We start from the raw sequence: 19,203 nt of genomic DNA on the forward strand, positions 1-19,203 counted from the left end.
CCACGCTGGCCTAGCGTTGCTGGTTTCGGCACGGTGTGGACCCTGAACAGCGTGTTAGCCATGCTTAGCAGACACTCTGAAGATCGGTAACTGCTGGGCGATTCAAGAGCTTATACTGCGCGCCGTGCGCACAGTCCGAGCGCTGCGGTCACGACGAGACCTGCGACCCAGCGACCGCCGAGTAACCGACGACGGCGCGACCGGCGACAACGTGACTCGGGACCAGCCGCGGGACACCTCAGGCGAGGCTGACCGGCGGTTCGGAAGCGCCCGTCGAGGCCGAGGCAGGCACCACCATGAGGCGCGTTCGATCAGGCTCGACAACGTCACGCACGCGTACGGCCTTGGCAGAGGCACCAGCGCCCGAAGACTGGGCACGCGAGGCGCTGGAGGTTCCGGCGACCCAGACGATGCCGAACTCGACGCCGAGCACCGCAGCGCCCTCTGTTCGTTGCGCGACCTGTCGTTGCAGGTCGACGCCGGCGAGTCGGTCGCACTGCTCGGGCCCAGCGGGTGCGGCAAGACCACGTTGCTGCGGCTCGTCGCAGGCCTCGAGCGCCCGCTGGCCGGCACCGTCTCGTTGGGGCCCGAACTGGTAGCGGGCCGGTCGGGACGCAGCGCTGCGTGGGTGCCGCCCGAATCGCGCCGGGTGGGGATGGTGTTCCAGGACTGGGCGCTGTTCCCGCACCTGACCGTGGAGCGCAACGTCGGCTACGGGCTCCGTCGTTCGAAGCACACCGCCGGCCATGTCGCGGGGGCTCTCGAGCTGGTCGGTCTGTCCGGCCTGGCCGATCGCATGCCCTCGACGCTCTCAGGCGGTCAACAGCAGCGAGTTGCGCTGGCACGGGCGCTCGCCCCGCGGCCGGGCGTGCTGCTGTTGGACGAACCGTTCTCGAATCTGGATTCCTCGCTGCGCGAAGACGTGCGCAGCGAGGTTCGCCGGCTGTTGATCGAGTTGGGCATGACGACCGTGTTCGTGACCCACGATCAGGACGAGGCCTTTGTGGTGGGCGACCGAGTGGGCGTGATGTCCGAAGGGCGTCTGGTGCAGATCGGCACGCCCGACAGCCTCTACCGGCATCCTGCCAATGCGTTCGTCGCGAACTTCGTGGGCACTGCCTCGTGGCTGCCGGCTCGGGTGTCGAACGGTTGCGCACACACCGTGCTGGGTCGCCTGCCGCTTCACCGTGCCGCTGCGCCTGCCCGCAGCACCGGTCAGCGCCGAGCGGCGCCCTCGACCGGCGCGGTCGAGGTGATGGTGCGGCCAGAACAGCTCCGCCTGGCACCGGCCCACAGGGGACCTGGTTGCGCAGCCGACATCGAGCTGGTGGAGTTCTACGGACACGATTCGATGGTGGTCGTGAACCTCGAAGGCACCCGGCTGCGGGTGCGCTGCGGGCCCGACCCCGCGGTGCGTCGTGGCGACGCCGTTGCGGTGGAGTTCATCGGCACCGAAGTCGTCGCATTTCCGACTTCCGGCCATGGGTCGCGAGGCGCCGACGAAGCGGTGCCGGCGCGAACGGAGCGCCGCATCTCCGCTGCCCCAGCGGCACACCAACAACACCCGGTCGACAGCCTCACGGCACAACACCGCTAGACGTAGGTAGAGCCCTTCATCGCTCCGCGGTCCTGGCGAATCTCCACGTTGACCAGCGCCGGCAAGCCCGAGCCGAAGGCTCGCTGCAGCGCCGGCGCGATCTGGTCCGGCTCGGTGACGTGCTCGCCGTAGCCCCCCAGCGCCTCCACGACCTTGTCATAGCGGGTGTAGCTCAGCTCGGTGGCGACCACCCGATCTTGGCCGTACAGGCCGGCTTGCGGGCGCAGCATCTGACCCCAAGCGGCGTCGTTGCCCACCACGCCCACGATCGGCAGGCCGAAGCGCACCGCGGTGTCGTACTCGAAGCCGTTCAGACCGAACGAGCCGTCGCCGTACACGATCAGGACCCGCTTGTCAGGGTGTGCCTTCTGCGCAGCCAACGCGAACGGCATCCCCACGCCGAGCGTGCCGAGCGGGCCGGGGTCCATCCAGGTTCCTCGTCTCGGCACTCGGATCACCTTCGAGGCCTGCGCAACGATGTCGCCGCCGTCGCCGATCACGATCATGTCGTCAGTCACCGCGTCCGCGATCTCGCGACACAGCCGCAGCGGGTCGATCGGCACCTCGTCGCTGTTCAGCTCAACAGCGCGGGCCGCGTCCAGCTCGGCTTCGCGGGCCGCCAGCACCGACAGGTGCGCAGAAGCGTCCACCGTCGCATCAGATGCCTTGAGCAGTTCCGTCAGCGCATCGAGATTCGCGCCCAGGTTGCCGACGAGCCCTACGTCCGCGGCGCGGTTCTGTCCGATGAGCGTCTCGTCCAGGTCGAGCTGCACGATGCGAGCACCGGCGGGGATGGCGCGGCCGAACTTCATGCGAAAGTCGAGCGGCGTCCCGGCGAGGATCACCACATCTGCGCCGGCGAGGGCCTCCGAGCGCGTGAGCGACAGGAACGACGGATGATCCCACGGAATCTCGCCGCGGGCCATCCCGTTGACGTAGCACGGGATGGCGGTGGCATCCAGGAACGACGCGAGCGCGCGGCCGCCTTCGCTCCACTTCAGGGAGGTGCCGGCCATCACCACCGGCGTGGCAGCACCGACGATGAGCTCCGCCGCCGCGCCCAGCACCTCCGGCGGCGCAGCCGATGCGACTCGGTAGTCGCGAAATCGCGGCAGCATCACTGCGTCGAGGTCCACCGGCCCGTGCAGCACGTCCATCGGAATCTCCAAGAACGACGGCCCCGGCACGCCGCTCAGCGCCGTGCGCACCGCAAGCTCGACGTACTCGGCGATGCGACGGGTGTCCGCGCAGGCGCCGGACCACTTGGTCACCGGACGCATGAGCGACACGTGGTCCATCTCCTGCAGCGAGCCGCGCCCGGCGTGGCGGAACGGCCCTTGCCCGCCGAAGACCAGAATCGGCGAGTTCGCACGCCAAGCGTTCGCGACGCCGGTGACGCCGTCGGTCACTCCGGGGCCTGCGGTGAGCACCGCCACGCCGACCTTGCCTGGGTGCAGGCGCGCCCAGGCGTCGGCGGCATGCACGGCGGCCTGCTCGTGACGCACGTCCACGATGTCGATGCCTTCGTCAAGGCAGCCGTCGTAGATGCCCATGACGTGTCCGCCCGAGAGCGTGAACACGCAGTCCACGCCGGCGGCCTTCAGGGCCTTGGCGGCCAGCTTGCCGCCGTGGGCTTGGGACTCTGTGACGCTGCGCGTGCGTCGTGCGGTTTCGCTCATCTCGTTCTCCTGCTGCTCGCTCACGCGAGCCTGTGCTCGTTGCTGCTCGCTCACGCGAGCACGATGTTCACCAGCTTGGACGGCACGGTCACGACGCGTCGGACATCCCGGCCGGCGGCCAACTGCGCAATGCGGTCGTCGGCGAGCGCCGCCGCGGCCAGATCGTCGTCGGAGATGTCGGCTTCGACGCAGATGCGGCTGCGCACCTTGCCGTTCACCTGCACCGGCACTTCGATCGTCTCTGCTGCGAGCAGCGTCGGATCGGCCACCGGAAACGGGGCGCACACGACCGTGTTCGTGTGGCCCAGCTTGTGCCACAGCTCCTCGGCCAGGTGAGGCACCAGCGGGGCCAGCAGTCGCACCAGCACGCCGGCCACTGCTCGTGGCGTCGCGCCGTCGCGGCGGGTCAGCTCGTTGTTCAGCTCCGTGATGCGTGCGACAGCAGAATTGAAGCGCAGCTGCGACATGGCTTCGGTGACCGACGCAATCGTGCGGTGGACCAGACGCTCGAGGGCGGCGTCGGGCTCGGCCTCCGACACCGCCAGCTCGCCGGTGGCCTCGTCGACCAGATTGCGCCAGACGCGTTGCAGCAGGCGGTGCGAGCCGACCACCGAGTGGGTCTCCCACGGGCGGCCCTGGTCGAGCGGGCCCATGAACATCTCGTAGGTCCGCAGCGTGTCGGCGCCGTACGCCTCGTAGATGTCGTCAGGGGTGACCGCATTGCGCAGCGACTTGCCCATCTTGCCGAAATGGCGTGTCACCTCGGTGTCGCCGTGGAAGAACCTGCCGTCACGTTCGACCACCTCGGACGCCTCGACGTAGGTGCCGCGCCGGTCCTGGTACGCCGCCGCCTGGATGTAGCCCTGGTTGTAGAGCCGGCCGAAGGGCTCCGGACCCGACACGTGACCCAGGTCGTAGAGCACCTTGTGCCAGAAGCGGGCATAGAGCAGGTGCAGCACGGCGTGCTCGACACCGCCGACGTAGAGGTCCACGCCGCCCACGCCGCCTGCGGCGTCGGTCATCCAGTAGCGCTCGACCTCGGCATCGACGAAGGCCTCGTCGTTGGTCGGGTCCAAGTAGCGCAGGTAGTACCAGCACGAGCCGGCCCACTGGGGCATGGTGCTCAGCTCTCGCCGGTAGGTGCGCGGCCCGTCGCCGAGGTCGTAGACGGCGTCGGACCACTCGACGGCTCGGCCCAGCGGCGGCTCCGGATCCGACGACTCGTCGAGCGAGCGGGGCGCCCAGTCGATGAGCTCGGGAAGCTCCACGGGCAGCTCGCTCTCTGGCACTGCGAGCGGCAGGCCGGTCTCGTCGAACACGATCGGCAACGGCTCGCCCCAGTAGCGCTGACGGCTGAACAGCCAGTCGCGCAGCTTGTAGGTGACCGTGCGCCGACCGTGGCCGTGTCGTTCGAGCCAGTCGCACGCCGCAGCCTTGGCCTGAGCTGCGTTCATGCCGTCGAGGAAGCCGCTGTTGACGGCTGCGCCCTCGCCGGAGTAGGCCTTGCCGTCAAAATCCGGCGGCGGCTGCACCGTGCGGGTGATCCGCAGGCCGAACTGCTCGGAGAAGTCCCAGTCGCGCTGGTCCTCGCCGGGCACCGACATCACTGCGCCGGTGCCGTAGTCGACGAGCACGTAGTCGGCCACGAAGATCGGCACGCGCTCGCCGTTGACGGGCACGACGCAGTGGGTGCCCAGCCACACACCCGTCTTGTCGCGCTCGGTCTGGCGCTCCAGGTCTGACAGCGCCGATGCCTGGCTGCGGTAGGACTCGAGCGCTGCGCGCGGCGACGGCGCCCCACCGGTCCAGCGCGGGTCCGTGCCCGGCGGCCAGCACTCGGCGACCAGCTGGTCGGCGAGCGGGTGCTCGGGCGCCAGCAGCATGGCCGTGGTGCCGAAGACGGTGTCGGGGCGTGTGGTGAACACCTCGATGTCGGGGCCTGCGTCGGTGGCGAAACGGACCGATGCGCCCTCGCTGCGCCCGATCCAGTTGCGCTGCATGACCTTGACGCTCTCGAACCAGTCCACCCGGTCGAGGTCGGCCAGCAGCCGGTCGGCGTAGGCGGTGATGCGCATCATCCACTGCTTCAGCGGACGACGGAACACCGGGTGGTTGCCTCGCTCGGAGCGTCCCTGTGCGGTGACCTCCTCGTTGGCCAGCACGGTGCCCAGCGCCGGGCACCAGTTGACCGGCGCCTCGCCCAAGTACGCCAGACGGTGGTCGTCGAGCTCGGCACGACGCTCCACGTCGCTCATGTCCGCCCAGGAGCGGCCGTCCGAGGTAGGCCGCCGGCCGGAGGCGAACTGCTCGGCCAGTTCGGTGATCGGGCGTGCCCGAGCGGCCGCCGTGTCGTACCAGGAGTTGAAGATCTGTAAGAAGATCCACTGCGTCCAGCGGTAGTAGCCGACGTCGGTGGTGGCCAAGGTCCGCCGTTCGTCGTGTCCGAGGCCGAGCCGGGCGAGCTGGCGCGACATGGTGGCGATGTTGCGTTCCGTGTTGATCCGCGGGTGCTCGCCCGTCTGGCGGGCGTGCTCCTCGGCGGGCAGGCCGAAGGCGTCGTAGCCCATCGGGTGCAGCACTTCGTAGCCGCACATGCGCTTGAAGCGCGCGTACACGTCGGTGCCGATGTAGCCCAGCGGGTGCCCGACGTGCAGCCCCGAACCCGAGGGGTACGGAAACATGTCCATGACGAACAGCTTCGGCCCGGAGCTGTTGGCGGCCGGGTGCTTGACGGTCGGGTGCTTGACGGCCGGGCTCTCGGCAGCCGAGTCCAGAGCAGCCGGGCTCTCGGCAGCAGGGTCGGGCGAGCTCAGTGCGCCGATGGGATTAGCCGTGTGGTACGTGCCCTCCTCACGCCAGCGCCGCTGCCAGCGCAGCTCGATCCTGTTCGCCATCGCCGCGTCGTAGCGAAAGGGCGGCAGCTCGCTCGCGTCGGGGTGCTGCGATGCCGTCTGCGGACGTGGCTCGGCGTTCGACCTGCGGGCTGAACCGGCAGCGCTCATGACAGCAAGGATGCCACGAGGCCCGCCGCACGCCCCTGACCGTCGCGGCGCCGGCCCCGGCGCTCCGGCACTCGCCAAACAGGCCAGCGCTACCCTGACCAGCGTGACCGTGTCGCGGACACCCCAACTGCGCGAGTTGCGCGATCTGCTCGACGATTCGGGCTTCGCAGGCGTCGGCGAAACCGAGTGGGCGTCGGCGGCCGAGAGCGCTCTGCGCGGCGCAGCGCTGTCGTCGCTGGACACGCTGCTGCCGGGCGGCATTGCGACCGGGCCGCTGTACTCCCCGCACCGCCACAGCACCGCGGACGACCCTGTCGGCCTGCCTGGTGCCGCTCCCCATGTTCGCGGCGCTGCTGCGACCAGCGGATGGGGCAGCTGGGAGGTGCGCCAGATCCACGACGTCACGCTGGCTGGCACTCCCGACGCCGTGGCGGTGGACACCACCGCCGGAGTGGATGCGGTCACCGTCGCCCGCGGCTGGGACCCGCAGCGCCACGCCGATGCGCTCGCCGCCGGCATCGGCGACGCGGCGGCCGCCGGGGTAACGGTGCATCTGCAATCGGGAACGACGGCCGCCCACGTTGCCGCGCTGACCGATGCGTTCGAAAGCTGCGGCGCCGACGCAACACGACAGCGCTCGTGGCTGGGCATGGACCCGATCGCGGGCGCCGCGAGCGGCTGGTCCGGGCACGCATCCGCCGAGCCGACGGCCGAGCTGACGGTCGAGATGTGCAACGCGGCCCGGAGCGCGACAGACCTCGCGCAGCGTATGCCTCACGCAGTACCGCTGGAAGCCGACGGTTCGGTGTTCGCCGACGCCGGTGCGACCGACGCCACCGAGCTGGCTGCCATGTTGGCCACCGGCGCCGCGTGGCTGCGCGTCATCTGCGACCATGCAAGCGGCCCGGGCCGCGCCGTCGATGCTGCTGCGCGCCTGCTGGGCTTCACCGTGTCCGCAGGACCTGATCCATATCAGACGACCGCGAAGTGCCGCGCGCTGCGGTGGTGCTGGTCGCGGATGCTGGGCGCCTGCGGCGTGGGTGACGGCGCTCTGCGCATGCGGCTCCACGCCGTCACCTCCACGGCGATGCTGAGCGCTCTCGACCCGTGGATCAACATGCTGCGCGCCACGACGGCCGCGTTCGGCGCCGCGAACGGCGGTGTCGATGCGATCACCGTTCGACCCTTCGACCACGTCAGCGCCGGACCGACGTCGAGCAGCCTCGGATGGCGGGTGGCCGCCAACACGCAGCTGATCCTGCGCCACGAGAGCCGCCTCGGATCGGTGATCGATCCCGCCGGCGGCAGCTGGTACCTAGAGGAACTCACGCGCACGCTGGCACACGCGGCTTGGGATCGGTTCCGCAGCATCGAATCTGCCGGCGGTGTGTGCGCGGCGCTCGCCGGCGGCGCGCTCGCCGAGGCGATCGCTGAAGACCGCGCGCAGCGAGACGAGCGCATCGCCGCGGGCGACTACGTGCTCGTGGGCGTCACCGCCTTCACCGAACCGCGGGCGCACTCGCCGCACGACGACGCGCAGCGCCGCGCGTCCTGCCAGGCAGTCCAAGCGGTCCCCGCGGACACGCTCAGCTGCAGCTTGGGCACTCACCGCTGGGCTGCGCCCCACGAAACAGGCGACAGCCAGACCGAGGCAGCACACTGATGGGCGTCGTCGCCGATTTCGCCGAACTCGAGTTGGCCGGCGCCGCGCCGGCCCTAGCTGAGTCGGGCGCTGAGTCGCCCAAGGACGAACGAGCACCGCATCGGCCGAACGGTGCAGGCCCAATCGGCGCAGACCGAGCGAGCTGGGCATCGCAGTTCGCCGCAGAGAGCGGTCGGCCCCCCACTGCGCTCACGACACCCGAAGGCATCGACGTAGCGCCGCTGTACGTCGCCGCAGACATTGCAGACCTGTACGGAGCAAGCCTGTATGGCGCTGATCTGCATGAGTCTGAGCTGCATGGGGCCGACCTGGGTGCGCCCGCATCCGATGACGGCGCAGGCGGCTCATCGCAGCGCACTTACCTCGACGGCTACCCGGGCTTCGCTCCGTACCTGCGAGGCCCGTACCCGACCATGTACACGAGCCGGCCGTGGACGATCCGGCAGTACGCCGGCTTCTCCACAGCGGAGGACTCCAACGCCTTCTACCGGCGCAATCTGGCGGCCGGCCAGCGGGGCCTGTCGGTGGCGTTCGACCTGGCAACGCACCGCGGCTACGACTCCGATCACCCCAGAGTCGCATCCGACGTCGGCATGGCCGGGGTCGCCATCGACTCGATACTGGACATGCGCACGCTGTTCGAGGCCATACCGCTCGACCGCATGAGCGTGTCGATGACCATGAACGGCGCCGTGCTGCCGGTGCTGGCGCTCTACATCGTGGCCGCAGAAGAACAGGGTGTGGCGCCCGCCGAGCTGACCGGGACCATCCAGAACGACATTCTCAAGGAGTTCATGGTCCGCAACACCTACATCTACCCGCCCCAGCCCTCGATGCGGATCATCGGCGACATCTTCGAGTTCACCTCAAGAGAGATGCCCCGCTACAACTCCATCTCCATCTCCGGCTACCACATGCAAGAAGCCGGCGCCACGGCGGACCTGGAGCTGGCCTACACGCTCGCGGACGGCCTCGAGTACGTCCGCTGCGGCCTCGGCGCCGGCATGCGCATCGACGACTTCGCGCCGCGTCTCAGTTTCTTCTGGGGTGTCGGCATGGATTTCTTCATGGAGGTTGCGAAGCTGCGAGCCGCTCGGCTGCTGTGGGCCAAGCTGGTCGCTGCATTCGAGCCCGAGGATCCGCGATCGCTGTCGCTGCGCACTCACTGTCAGACCTCGGGCTGGTCGCTCACCGCCCAGGACCCGTACAACAACGTGGTGCGCACCTGCATCGAAGCCATGGCCGCGGTGGACGGGCACACGCAGAGCCTGCACACGAACGCCTTCGACGAGGCCCTTGCGCTGCCGAGCGACTTCAGCGCCCGAATCGCCCGCAACACGCAGCTGTTCTTGCAGCACGAGGCCGGTGCCACCAGGGTGATCGACCCGTGGGGCGGGAGCTACTACCTGGAGCGTCTGACCGCCGACCTGGCCGAACGTGCCGCGGCGCACCTGGCAGAAGTGGAGGAGCTCGGCGGCATGGCGCGCGCCATCGAGGCGGGGATCCCCAAAATGCGCATCGAGGAAGCCGCGGCGCGCACTCAGGCCCGCATCGAGTCCGGCGAGCGAACCGTGGTGGGCGTGAACCGCTACCAGTCAGAGCTGAACGCCGACATCGACATCCTGCGGGTCGACAACGCCGAAGTCCGCGGCGCCCAGCTCGCGAAGCTGGAGCGACTGCGTGCGGGCCGTGACGCCGCCGCCGTGCAGCGCTCGCTGGACGCTCTGCGCCACGTGGCACGCAGCGGCGAGGGGAACCTGCTGGCTACGTCGGTGGATGCGGCACGCTGCCACGCCACCGTCGGAGAGATCAGCGCCGCCATGGAGGACGTGTTCGGTCGGCACACGGCGCAGATTCGCATGATCAGCGGCGTGTACGGGAGCGAGCTGGGCGGCGACGCTGCCGTGGACGCCGGGGCTGACGGCGAATCCGGCGCGGGCCGCGACAGCGACCATGTCGCGAACCCGATGGCGGCTGCGGTGGATGCCGTGCGTCGGCGGGTCGGCGAATTCGACCAGCGGACCGGGCGCCGGCCGCGCATCCTCATCGCCAAGATGGGCCAAGACGGCCACGACCGAGGCCAGAAGGTGGTCGCCACCGCGTACGCCGATCTGGGCTTCGACGTGGACATCGGGCCGCTGTTCAGCACACCGGCCGAAACCGCCCGCCAAGCCGTCGAGAACGACGTCCACGTGGTCGGGGCCTCCTCGCTGGCGGCCGGGCACCTCACGCTGGTTCCCGAGCTCGCAGCGGCGCTCGCCGGACTGGGCCGCCCCGACATCCTGATCGTCGTGGGCGGCGTCATCCCGCCTCAAGACTTCGACGCGTTGCGCGCAGCAGGCGCCGCGGCGATCTATCCGCCCGGAACGGTCATCGCCGATGCCGCGGCCCAGATGCTGGACCTGCTCAACACGGCTGCCTGAGGCGGGGGTGTTCTGCGACGGTGTGGCGCGGCAGCGTCTTGAGCGCGCCGCGATTCAGCGGCGGCGGCCGCCCACGTTGCGCACCTTCTTCTTGGCCCTCGCCGCACGGTATGCGGTGCTCGACGCTGCTCGCAGGCTGCGCGGCGCGGCCACGAGCCGCGCATCGGCATCGTCGAGGTGCTTGTGGTAACGGCGATGCACCCACAGCTTCTCTGAGCCCACGGTGATCTGGCCCCATGCCGAGCCCCGAATCTCGAACGGCAAGGTGCGCTCGACCCGCCCGAGCAGCTCCACAGGCTTCGCTGGACGCAGCGCTCGGGTACGCATCACCACGATGTCCGCGTCGGTGAGCGCGAGCAGCCGGTAACGCGACATGCTCAGCACTGCAGCGGTCGCGAACACGGTGACGGAGATCAGCACGACCTGCACCCACGGCTGATTCACCGTCAGCACGATGCCGGCCAGCGCGGTCACGCCGACCACCAGCAGCGTGAACGGGTGGAGGCCGCCCTGGGCCGGCACCAGCGCATGCACGTGATCGCCGGTGCCGACGAACTCGTCCGCGGGATGCGATCGATCCCCGGTGCGCAGCCGCCTCAGCATGCCCATGCGGCCATTGTGCCCCAGCCAGCCGCCGCGCCCAAGCAATCGCGTCGCCGAGCGCACTTCGCGTCGTGGCCGAGACTCGACATCAGTCAGCCTCATTGCGGCCAACAGCAGCAGACCTTGCAGGGTCGATCAACGGCAACGGCATCTGCTGTTGCTCGTTCGGACGTGCGAGTTCGAACCGAGCACGTTCGCTTCGTAGCATGACAAATGGACTCCGCACACGCAACTGAAACTGTGCGGCAGCATTGGGTATCTTGATTCGATGCTTACTATTGCTGGGTCTTTCGTGGGTAACGACAGTATGGTTACCGGCGAGCGCTTGACCGACGACAAACGAATCAGCAGCCAAGGCAAACTGTGCCTTCGCTGCATCGGTGTAGTGTGTTGACTCATTTGCCCAGCGATTCACCTGTGATATCGCGTCAATGTCCGCGACAGTTGGTTCTGCTGGTTCTGCGAACATACTACGACGCAGACGCACCCAATCGGCAAGTTGGTCATCATGGCCAAGCAGTTCTTCGGCAATGGCATCAATACTGCAAACACTTCCCGCCTGAAATGCGAGGTCCAGCCACGCCCAGAATCCTGGACAAACGTCAAAGCTATAGTGCAAACGATGCGCCGAAATGAAGACATTAGCATCGAGCAGATAGGCCATTATACTATTCCGAGGTGTTGACCGAATCGTTCGATGACATTCGCGTTCTTGACATCGAGCAGTCGGTACGCCTCGGTGTACGTCGTCCTCCCTTCAAATGTGCTAGAGATGACATCGCGAGCGAACCGCTTCCCTACTTGAATTGACTTCATTGCATAGAAATTGCCACCCCGAGCCGACGAGTCTCGTTGTGTGGCATGATTCGCCGTACGCGCGCGCTCAATCTCGAGTTCGCGCATGCACTCATCCTGACCAATCAACCCTGCTTCGCGGCATCGGACAAGAACAGTCTGCGTCGACACCCTATAATGCCGCGCCAACGATTCCAGTTGCGAGCGAACGCCACGCCGGGAATCGAACCTCTGTCTGAAGTCGGCCATGGGCACCAACAGCTCTGCTGCCACAGCATTGCACCAGCGCTCTTGGTTCGCTTCGGCAACCGTTTGGTTACTAGTATCGGAAAGACCTGTCTCGCCGAGCAAGAGATGCGCCAGCTCATGGGCCAAGGTGAACATCTGCGCCGACTTTGCGTCTGCCCCATTCACAAACACCAGCGGGGCGCATTCGTCAATGAGCGCAAAGCCACTGAATTCGCTCGGATTCAGTTTGCGACGAGTGTTCGAGCCGACCGTTCCGCTGATCATCACGAGGACCCCAATATGCTCAGCACGTTCACGCAACTCCTTGAGCGCCTCTTCTTGGCTGCTAATGTTCTTGCGGAACTCACTGTCCCAACCGAGCGCCCCTCTCAGCAGGGATGCAGCATCAACGTGCGAAGTCGTCGTGGTCGCACTGCGTACCATCTCGACCGGCGATTCGTTGTAGAGGAGCTGGTTGTCCCGAAACCACTCTTGGCGAGCTTGGCACGCGTAGAGGGTGTCAAGCAAGTTTGCACTCGTGCGAGATGCGGCAGCACTCTTGGCGCGAGTTCGGAAATCCGCGATAGGGAGTGTCTCCGTCGGGGGCTCGGCGAGCAGCAGGAACCCGAACGGAGTGTAGGTCGTCGCGGCAAATTTCTGCAGCTGGCGAATCGTAGGCTGTCTCGTGCGGCTCTTCCATTCATCGAAGCGCGGGAAGAGCCTGCGCATCTTCTCGTCATCGACGCCGGAACGCGCTTGCGCCCATTCCAGCAGCGCCGGTTGCACCTTGACTCGAACGCTCACGCGGCGCTGCGGACCGGACCGGCCCTGCTCGTCGGCTGGCAGTTCCTTGCCTGCCTCGGCTTCGGTGCTCACCGCCCAAGTATCGCCTCGCTTCAGCGCCGCTGCATGCGCGACGGGGCGGGTTGTGCGCGGGGTACCTTGCTCGCGGTGGTTGCGCCAGCCTCGCACGGCGACATCGACGAACTCGCCGCCGGTGTGCGCGACGGCGACCGGGCGGCGATCGGCCGGGCCATCACGCTGGTGGAGTCTCGGCGCAGCGGCGACGCCGAGCCGACACAGGAGCTGCTCCGCGCACTGCTGCCCCACAGCGCAGGAGCACACCGCGTCGGCATCACCGGCGTTCCCGGCGTGGGCAAGAGCACGCTCATCGAGCAGCTCGGCACCACCCTCACACGAGCCGGCCATCGCGTCGCCGTGCTCGCCGTGGATCCCACCTCGGCGCGCTGGGGCGGTTCCATCCTGGGCGACAAGACGCGCATGACCTCGCTGGCGAACGATCCTGCGGCGTTCGTGCGGCCCTCTCCCGCCGCCGGCGAACTCGGCGGCGTCACGAGGGTGACCCGCGAGTCGATACTGGTGCTCGAAGCAGCAGGATTCGACGTGGTGCTCGTGGAGACTGTCGGCGTCGGCCAGTCGGAGACCGCCGTGGCCGACATGGTGGACTTCTTCGTCGTGCTCATGCTGGCCGGTGCCGGAGACGACTTGCAGGGCATCAAGAAGGGCATTCTGGAGATCGCCGACCTGATCGCGGTGAACAAGGCCGACGGCGACAACAAGGAACGGGCCGACGCCGCCGCGAACAATTATCGGCTGGCGCTCGCCATGACCCAACCCGTCTCGCCGACGTGGACACCCCCGGTCATCGTGTGCTCAGGCGTGACCGGAGACGGTCTCGACACGCTCTGGGGACACGTCAGCGCCCACCGACGAGTGATGTCGGACTCCGGCGAGTTCGACCTGCGGCGAGCCGACCAGCGGGTGCGCTGGATGCACGCCATGCTCGACGAACGCATGCGCGCCCGCCTCACTGCGGGCACAGCCGGACTGCTGGCCGATCTGGAAGCCGACGTGCGCGCCGACCGGCAGACGCCCACCGCCGCAGCGGACCATCTGATGGCGGCCTTCGAGCGGACCGCTCAGAACTCCTCGTCGAAGGCGACCTCGCCCTCGATGCCCATTTGGTAGCTCGCGACGGTGCGCTCGAAGAAGTTGGTGAGTTCCTGGACGTCCTGCAGCGCCATGAACGAGAAGGGATTCGTCGAGCCGTACATCTTGTCGAGGCCCAGCTGGGCGAGCCGCTGGTCTGCCACGAACTCCAGATACGCCCGCGTGTCCGCTGCCGACATTCCGGCCACGCCACCGGACAGCACATCGTGCGCGAACTGCGTCTCGACGTCGACCGCTTCAGTGATCATCTCCCGAATCCGGTCAGCGAGATCCTGATCGAACAGCTCGGGCTCCTCGGCCCGGATCGTGCGCACCACCTCGAAGGCGAAGTTCATGTGCGCCGACTCGTCCCGGAACACCCAGTTCGTGCCGGCTGCGAGCCCGTTCAGCAGTCCTTTGGAGCGCAGGAAATACACATAGGCGAACGCTGCGAAGAAAAAGAGCCCCTCAATGCAAGCCGCGAAGCAGACGAGGTTCAGCAGGAAGGCCTTGCGGTGTTCCGCGGTCGACAGCCGATCCAGCGACCACACGCTGTCCATCCAGCGGAAGCAGAATTCGGCCTTGGCGGCGATCGAGGGAATGTTCTCGACAGCGGCGAACGCCGCCGACCGTTCGTGCAAGTCCGGAATGTAGTGATCGAGCAGCGTCAGGTAGAACTGCACGTGCAGCGCTTCCTCGTACAGCTGCCGGCTGAGGTACATGCGAGCTTCGGGGCTATTGATGTGCTGGTACAGGTTCAGCACCAAGTTGTTGGCGACAATCGAGTCACCGGTGGCGAAGAACGCCACGAGACGGTTGATGAGGTGCCGTTCGGCGGGCGCCAGCCTGCGGTTCAGGTCGATGATGTCGTCGGAGAAGTCGATCTCCTCAACCGTCCACGTGTTGCGGATGGCGTCGCGGTACATGTCGAAGAACCGCGGATACCGCATCGGCCGAAGCGTCAGATCGAAGCCCGGGTCCAAGATGTTGCCGCGCCGAGGCGCAGTCTGGCCTGCTAGCGGGGCACCGTCGGGAGCGGGCTCGACGGCCAGCGGTTCGAGTTCGAGATCATGGGAGACCAGTGCCATCGGCACCCTCTTTCAGTCCTGTATCTGTTGATCGCTTGATCGCTGTATCGGTGTTGATGTGCTGCTCAGCGGCTGCGAGCGCGGCGGCGGCTCAGTCGCAGGCTTCGCAGGTCTCGGGGTTCTCAAGTGAGCAAGCAACTGCGTCGGCCGTTGCGGCGGCTGCGGGGTCGTTCATCGCGGCGACGGTCGCTTCGCGTGGGGGTGCTGCGTCGGTGGTGGTCTGGTTGATGCGGGTGGCCGGACGGGAGCGGAGGTAGTAGGTGGTCTTGAGTCCCGACTTCCAGGCATGCATGTACATCGAGGAGAGCTTCCCGATGCTGGGACTCTCCATGAACAGGTTGAGCGACTGGCTCTGGTCGATGAACGCGCCGCGTGCCGCGGCCATGTCGATGAGTGCCCGCTGGGGGAGCTCCCACGCTGTGCGGTAGACGCGTCGGACGTCTTGGGGGATGTCCTCGATGCCGGCGACGGAGCCTTCGGCCATCTTGATGCGGTTCGCCATCTGGTCGTCCCACAGTCCGCGTGCTTGCAGCTCGCGCACTAGGTACCGGTTGATCTGCATGAACTCGCCCGAGAGCGTCTCGCGCTTGAACAGGTTCGACACCTGCGGCTCGATGCACTCATAGCAGCCGGCGATCGACGCGATGGTGGCCGTGGGAGCAACGGCCACCAGCAGCGAATTGCGCAGTCCGTGCTGGCCGATCCGCTCTCGCAGCTCCGCCCAGCGCTCCGGCTGCGTCGGCTCGACGCCCCACAGGTCGAACTGCAGCACGCCCGCCGCCGCGCGTGTCTCGCCGAACGCCGGGTGGGGTCCGTGTCGGCGGGCCAGCTCGCAGCTCGACCACAGCGCCCAGTAGTAGGTCTCCTCGGCGATGCGGGCGGCGAGGCGGGCGGCCTCGGGCGAGTCGAACGCCAAGCCCAGCTGGAAGAACACGTCGGCGAGCCCCATGACGCCCAGCCCGACCGGGCGCCAGCGCTCATTGGAGCGAGCAGCCGACGGCGTCGGGTAGTAGTTGATGTCCACGACACGGTCCAAGAACGGCACCGCGGTGCGCACCACCTCGCCCAGCGCGTCCCAATCGAACCCTGCACTGTCCAGCCCAGCACTGTCCAGCCCAACACTGTCCAGCCCAGCACTGTCCAGCCCAGCACTGTCCGGCCCAGCACTGTCCGGCCCGGTGTCGGTGACGAGCTTGGCGAGATTCACCGAGCCGAGATTGCACACTGCGGTCTCGGCGCTGCTGGTGACCTCCACGATCTCGGTACACAGATTCGACAGATGGACGACGTTGCCCGGCTCGCCGGTCTGATTGGACTTGGCGTTGGACGCGTCCTTGAACGTCATCCAGCCATTGCCGGTCTGCGCCAGCGTGCGCATCATGCGGCTGTACAGCTCGCGGGCCGGCACCTGACGCTCGTAGATGCCGGCGGCTTCGGCGGCGCGGTACGCCTCCGCGAACTCCTCGCCCCACAGGTCGCACAGATGCGGCACCGCCTTGGGATCGAACAGCGACCACTGCCAGTCGTTCTCGACCCGCCGCATGAACTCGTCCGGCACCCAATTCGCCAGATTCAGATTGTGGGTACGCCGGGCGTGGTCCCCGGTGGAGTCGCGCAGCTCCAAGAACTCCTCGATGTCGGCATGCCACGACTCGAGGTACACGCACGCAGCACCCTTGCGTCGGCCGCCCTGATTCACCGCCGCGACCGAGGAGTCCAGTGTCTTCAGCCACGGAACGACGCCGTTCGACAAGCCGTTCGTTCCGCTGATCAGCGAGCCGCGCGAACGAACCCGATGCCAGCTCACCCCGATGCCGCCCGCGAACTTCGACAGCTGTGCGATCTCGGAGTAGCGGTCGTAGATGGCCTCCAGCGAATCGTCGGGGCTGTCCAGCAGATAGCACGACGACATCTGCGCGTGAGCGGTGCCCGAGTTGAACAGCGTCGGCGACGACGGCAGGTAGCGCAAGCTCGACACCAGCTCGTAGAACGAGACAGCCTCCTCAGCGGACCTCGACAGGCCGCACGCCACCCGCAGCAAGAAGTACTGCGGCGTCTCGATCACACAGCGCCGCTGCGGATGACGCAGCAGATAACGGTCGTACACGGTGCGCAGCCCGAAGAACTCGAAGTCGCCGTTGCGCTCCGGCGCGACCGCGTCGTTGAGCTTGCGGGCATTGGCCGCCACGAATGCCGCCACCTCAGCGCCGATCAGCCCGCAGCCGGCGCCCACGTCCACCGACTGGCTGAACGAATAGACGTTCTGGTTCTGCACTTCCTTGTCGATGTAGGTCGACAGCAAGCCGGCAGCCAGCTTGCTGTAGTTCGGCTCCTCGCAGATCAGCCCCGCAGCCGTGCGAATCGACAGCTCGTCCAGCTCGGTGGTCGTCGCGCCGTCATGCAGCCCGGAAATGGTACGCGTCGCGACCCGCATCGGATCCACCCCGGCCAGCCCCACCGCGCAGCGCTCCACCGCCCGCACAATCTTGTTGACGTCCACCGCCTGCAACGAGCCGTCCCGCTTGCGCACACGCATCCCCGGCGCGCTTGCGTTGCGCTGAGCAGCCACGGTCTTCAACGGCTTCGGGTTCGGCGACGGCTCAGGGTTCGCTTCGGTGATGCTCATCTCGGGCTGGCCTCTCCTCCTCCACAGCACACGCCGCACGCGGCACGGCTGCGCCCCCCTGTCCTGGGAAACGACATGGGTGTAGTTCCATGAATGTGAGCAACTGATATAGCGCGTCCGTGCCTATGTCGCAAGTGCCAGACTGGTGAGATGCCGCACAGGCCGGAGCGACCGCATCGCATCGTCGTCGTCGGCGCCTCGCTGGCGGGAGCGCGCGCGGTACACAGCTTGCGCGCAGCTGGACACGACGGCCCGCTGACGCTCATCGGCGCCGAAGCCCACCTCCCCTACGACCGGCCTCCCTTGTCCAAGGAGTTCCTCACCGGCGAGCTGGACGCCGCGTCGCTCATGCTGGACCCTGACGGCGCCTACGACGGTCTTGGCGTGGAGGTCATGACGAGCACGCACGCAGTGGGGCTCGATGTGCAGGCGCGCACCGTCGCCGTCGCTCCCGCGTCAGGCGGCAATGCCCGGACGGTCGAGACGGTGCCGTTCGACGGCCTCGTCATCGCCACCGGCGCGGCCGCTCGGTCGCTGCCGGCCACCGCAGGCCTCGCCGGTGTGTACACGCTGCGCACGCTCGACGACGCGGCAGCCATCGGGGACGAGCTTCGCGAGCGGGAGCGTGTCGCGGTCGTCGGCGGGGGCTTCATCGGGTCCGAAGTCGCCGCTGCGGCTCGAACCAGAGGCTGCGAGGTGACCGTCATCGAGGCGGCAGCCGCGCCGCTGGTGCGCGGGCTGGGCGCCGAGATGGGCCTGCGTGTCGGCGCGTTGCACGGCGACAACGGCGTCGCGCTGCGCCTCGGCGTCGGCGTCGGCGGGGTGCTGGGGACCGACCGCGTCGAGGCCGTGGCCATGGTCGACGGCAGCCGCGTCGAGGCCGACCTGGTGATCGTCGGCATCGGGGCGGCGCCGAACACGGCGTGGCTGGAGGGCTCGGGCCTGCGAATCGACAACGGCGTGGTCTGCGATGCGACGCTGAACTGCGGTCCTGCGGGCATCTATGCCGTCGGCGACGTCGCGCGGGTGCCCAACAGGTGGCTGCAGCCGTGGCTTGGGGAGCGACCGGTTCGGGTGGAGCACTGGACGGCGGCCGTCGAGCACGGCATGGCGGTGGGTCGCAACCTGCTGGCGCCAGAGGAAGCCAAGGCCTACGACTCGGTTCCCTTCGTGTGGTCCGACCAGTACGACGCCCGCATCCAGATCGCCGGGCATCCCGATGCCGGCGACGACGTCGAGGTGCTGGTGCGACCGGATTCCGACTCAGGGCGTGCGGTGGTGGCCGGCTACCGGCGCGACGGTCGCCTGAGCGCCGTGATGGCGCTCGACGCGATCAGACCCTTCGTGCGATTCCGTCGCCTGCTCCTCCAGCACCCGACATGGGAGGAGGCGCTGGAGCTGGCGGCCACGCTGAGCTGAATGCTGCTTGGCCGAGCAGCTCGCGTGGTGGTCGGGCTGAGAGGATTTGAACCTCCGACCCCTGGTCCCCCAGACCAGTGCGCTAACCAGACTGCGCCACAGCCCGTGTCGTCGGGCACGATACTGCCTC

Annotated in this window: 12 protein-coding genes and 1 tRNA gene; 5 read left to right on the plus strand and 8 right to left on the minus strand. The window is 67.8% G+C overall.

The window, feature by feature from the left end; translation table 11 throughout:
* Window positions 1-124 precede the first annotated feature (124 nt).
* Complete coding sequence (locus ACOGI4_RS10095) at window positions 125-1,597, plus strand: ABC transporter ATP-binding protein (protein WP_419841548.1); 1,473 nt, start codon at window positions 125-127, stop codon at window positions 1,595-1,597.
* Here the strand turns inward: ACOGI4_RS10095 and ACOGI4_RS10100 are convergent.
* Both ACOGI4_RS10100 and leuS read right to left on the minus strand, forming a co-directional pair.
* Window positions 1,594-3,330: a thiamine pyrophosphate-binding protein gene (locus tag ACOGI4_RS10100; protein ID WP_419841549.1), complete on the minus strand. Its 1,737-nt coding sequence runs from the start codon at window positions 3,328-3,330 to the stop codon at window positions 1,594-1,596. The genes ACOGI4_RS10095 and ACOGI4_RS10100 overlap by 4 nt on opposite strands.
* Window positions 3,327-6,170, minus strand: a complete 2,844-nt coding sequence (gene leuS, locus ACOGI4_RS10105) for a leucine--tRNA ligase (protein WP_419843126.1) — start codon at window positions 6,168-6,170, stop codon at window positions 3,327-3,329. Before leuS ends, ACOGI4_RS10100 begins: the two co-directional genes overlap by 4 nt.
* A 211-nt stretch (window positions 6,171-6,381) precedes the next feature.
* Here leuS and ACOGI4_RS10110 point away from each other — a divergent pair, with 211 nt between their 5' ends.
* Together ACOGI4_RS10110 and scpA are read left to right on the plus strand one after the other, a co-directional pair.
* On the plus strand, window positions 6,382-7,941 hold the full coding sequence (locus tag ACOGI4_RS10110; protein WP_419841550.1) for a methylmalonyl-CoA mutase family protein: 1,560 nt from the start codon (window positions 6,382-6,384) through the stop codon (window positions 7,939-7,941).
* Window positions 7,941-10,364 (plus strand): methylmalonyl-CoA mutase, encoded by a 2,424-nt coding sequence (gene scpA, locus ACOGI4_RS10115; RefSeq protein ID WP_419841551.1) that lies wholly within the window; start codon window positions 7,941-7,943, stop codon window positions 10,362-10,364. Before ACOGI4_RS10110 ends, scpA begins: the two co-directional genes overlap by 1 nt.
* Window positions 10,365-10,418: 54 nt before the next feature.
* On the opposite strand, the gene ACOGI4_RS10120 is transcribed toward scpA, so the two are convergent.
* From ACOGI4_RS10120 to ACOGI4_RS10130, 3 genes are all read right to left on the minus strand, one after another.
* Window positions 10,419-10,973, minus strand: a complete 555-nt coding sequence (locus tag ACOGI4_RS10120; RefSeq protein WP_419841552.1) for a hypothetical protein — start codon at window positions 10,971-10,973, stop codon at window positions 10,419-10,421.
* 82 nt (window positions 10,974-11,055) lie between these two features.
* Entirely contained in the window at window positions 11,056-11,631 is a 576-nt protein-coding gene (locus tag ACOGI4_RS10125; RefSeq protein WP_419841553.1) for a DUF4411 family protein, read from the minus strand.
* Window positions 11,631-12,866 (minus strand): ImmA/IrrE family metallo-endopeptidase, encoded by a 1,236-nt coding sequence (locus tag ACOGI4_RS10130; protein ID WP_419841554.1) that lies wholly within the window; start codon window positions 12,864-12,866, stop codon window positions 11,631-11,633. Before ACOGI4_RS10130 ends, ACOGI4_RS10125 begins: the two co-directional genes overlap by 1 nt.
* A 75-nt stretch (window positions 12,867-12,941) precedes the next feature.
* Between ACOGI4_RS10130 and meaB the strand changes: the two genes are divergently transcribed.
* On the plus strand, window positions 12,942-13,979 hold the full coding sequence (gene meaB / locus ACOGI4_RS10135) for a methylmalonyl Co-A mutase-associated GTPase MeaB (protein ID WP_419841555.1): 1,038 nt from the start codon (window positions 12,942-12,944) through the stop codon (window positions 13,977-13,979).
* Here the strand turns inward: meaB and ACOGI4_RS10140 are convergent.
* Both ACOGI4_RS10140 and ACOGI4_RS10145 read right to left on the minus strand, forming a co-directional pair.
* Window positions 13,931-14,890: a ribonucleotide-diphosphate reductase subunit beta gene (locus tag ACOGI4_RS10140; RefSeq protein ID WP_419843127.1), complete on the minus strand. Its 960-nt coding sequence runs from the start codon at window positions 14,888-14,890 to the stop codon at window positions 13,931-13,933. The genes meaB and ACOGI4_RS10140 overlap by 49 nt on opposite strands.
* 229 nt (window positions 14,891-15,119) lie before the next feature.
* Window positions 15,120-17,564 (minus strand): ribonucleoside-diphosphate reductase subunit alpha, encoded by a 2,445-nt coding sequence (locus ACOGI4_RS10145; protein WP_419843128.1) that lies wholly within the window; start codon window positions 17,562-17,564, stop codon window positions 15,120-15,122.
* 240 nt (window positions 17,565-17,804) lie between these two features.
* Between ACOGI4_RS10145 and ACOGI4_RS10150 the strand changes: the two genes are divergently transcribed.
* Window positions 17,805-19,073 carry an NAD(P)/FAD-dependent oxidoreductase gene (locus tag ACOGI4_RS10150; RefSeq protein WP_419841556.1) on the plus strand — a complete coding sequence of 423 codons (1,269 nt, stop codon included), beginning with the start codon at window positions 17,805-17,807 and terminating at the stop codon, window positions 19,071-19,073.
* Window positions 19,074-19,101: 28 nt separating this feature from the next.
* On the opposite strand, the gene ACOGI4_RS10155 is transcribed toward ACOGI4_RS10150, so the two are convergent.
* Window positions 19,102-19,179, minus strand: a tRNA-Pro gene (locus ACOGI4_RS10155).
* Window positions 19,180-19,203: the final 24 nt, after the last annotated feature.

The sequence above is a fragment of the Candidatus Poriferisodalis sp. genome, from assembly GCF_965205175.1.
In the GTDB taxonomy this organism is placed as follows: Bacteria; Actinomycetota; Acidimicrobiia; order Acidimicrobiales; family Poriferisodalaceae; genus Poriferisodalis.

What these genes read in the sequence shown, in the direction of transcription:
- scpA (WP_419841551.1), top strand. Translation starts at nt 7,941, where the DNA reads ATGGGCGTCGTCGCCGATTTCGCCGAACTCGAGTTGGCCGGCGCCGCG.
- leuS (WP_419843126.1), bottom strand. Translation starts at nt 6,170, where the DNA reads ATGGCGAACAGGATCGAGCTGCGCTGGCAGCGGCGCTGGCGTGAGGAG.
- ACOGI4_RS10140 (WP_419843127.1), bottom strand. Translation starts at nt 14,890, where the DNA reads ATGCGGTATCCGCGGTTCTTCGACATGTACCGCGACGCCATCCGCAAC.
- ACOGI4_RS10145 (WP_419843128.1), bottom strand. Translation starts at nt 17,564, where the DNA reads ATGCGTGTGCGCAAGCGGGACGGCTCGTTGCAGGCGGTGGACGTCAAC.
- ACOGI4_RS10150 (WP_419841556.1), top strand. Translation starts at nt 17,805, where the DNA reads ATGCCGCACAGGCCGGAGCGACCGCATCGCATCGTCGTCGTCGGCGCC.
- ACOGI4_RS10125 (WP_419841553.1), bottom strand. Translation starts at nt 11,631, where the DNA reads ATGGCCTATCTGCTCGATGCTAATGTCTTCATTTCGGCGCATCGTTTG.
- ACOGI4_RS10120 (WP_419841552.1), bottom strand. Translation starts at nt 10,973, where the DNA reads ATGGGCATGCTGAGGCGGCTGCGCACCGGGGATCGATCGCATCCCGCG.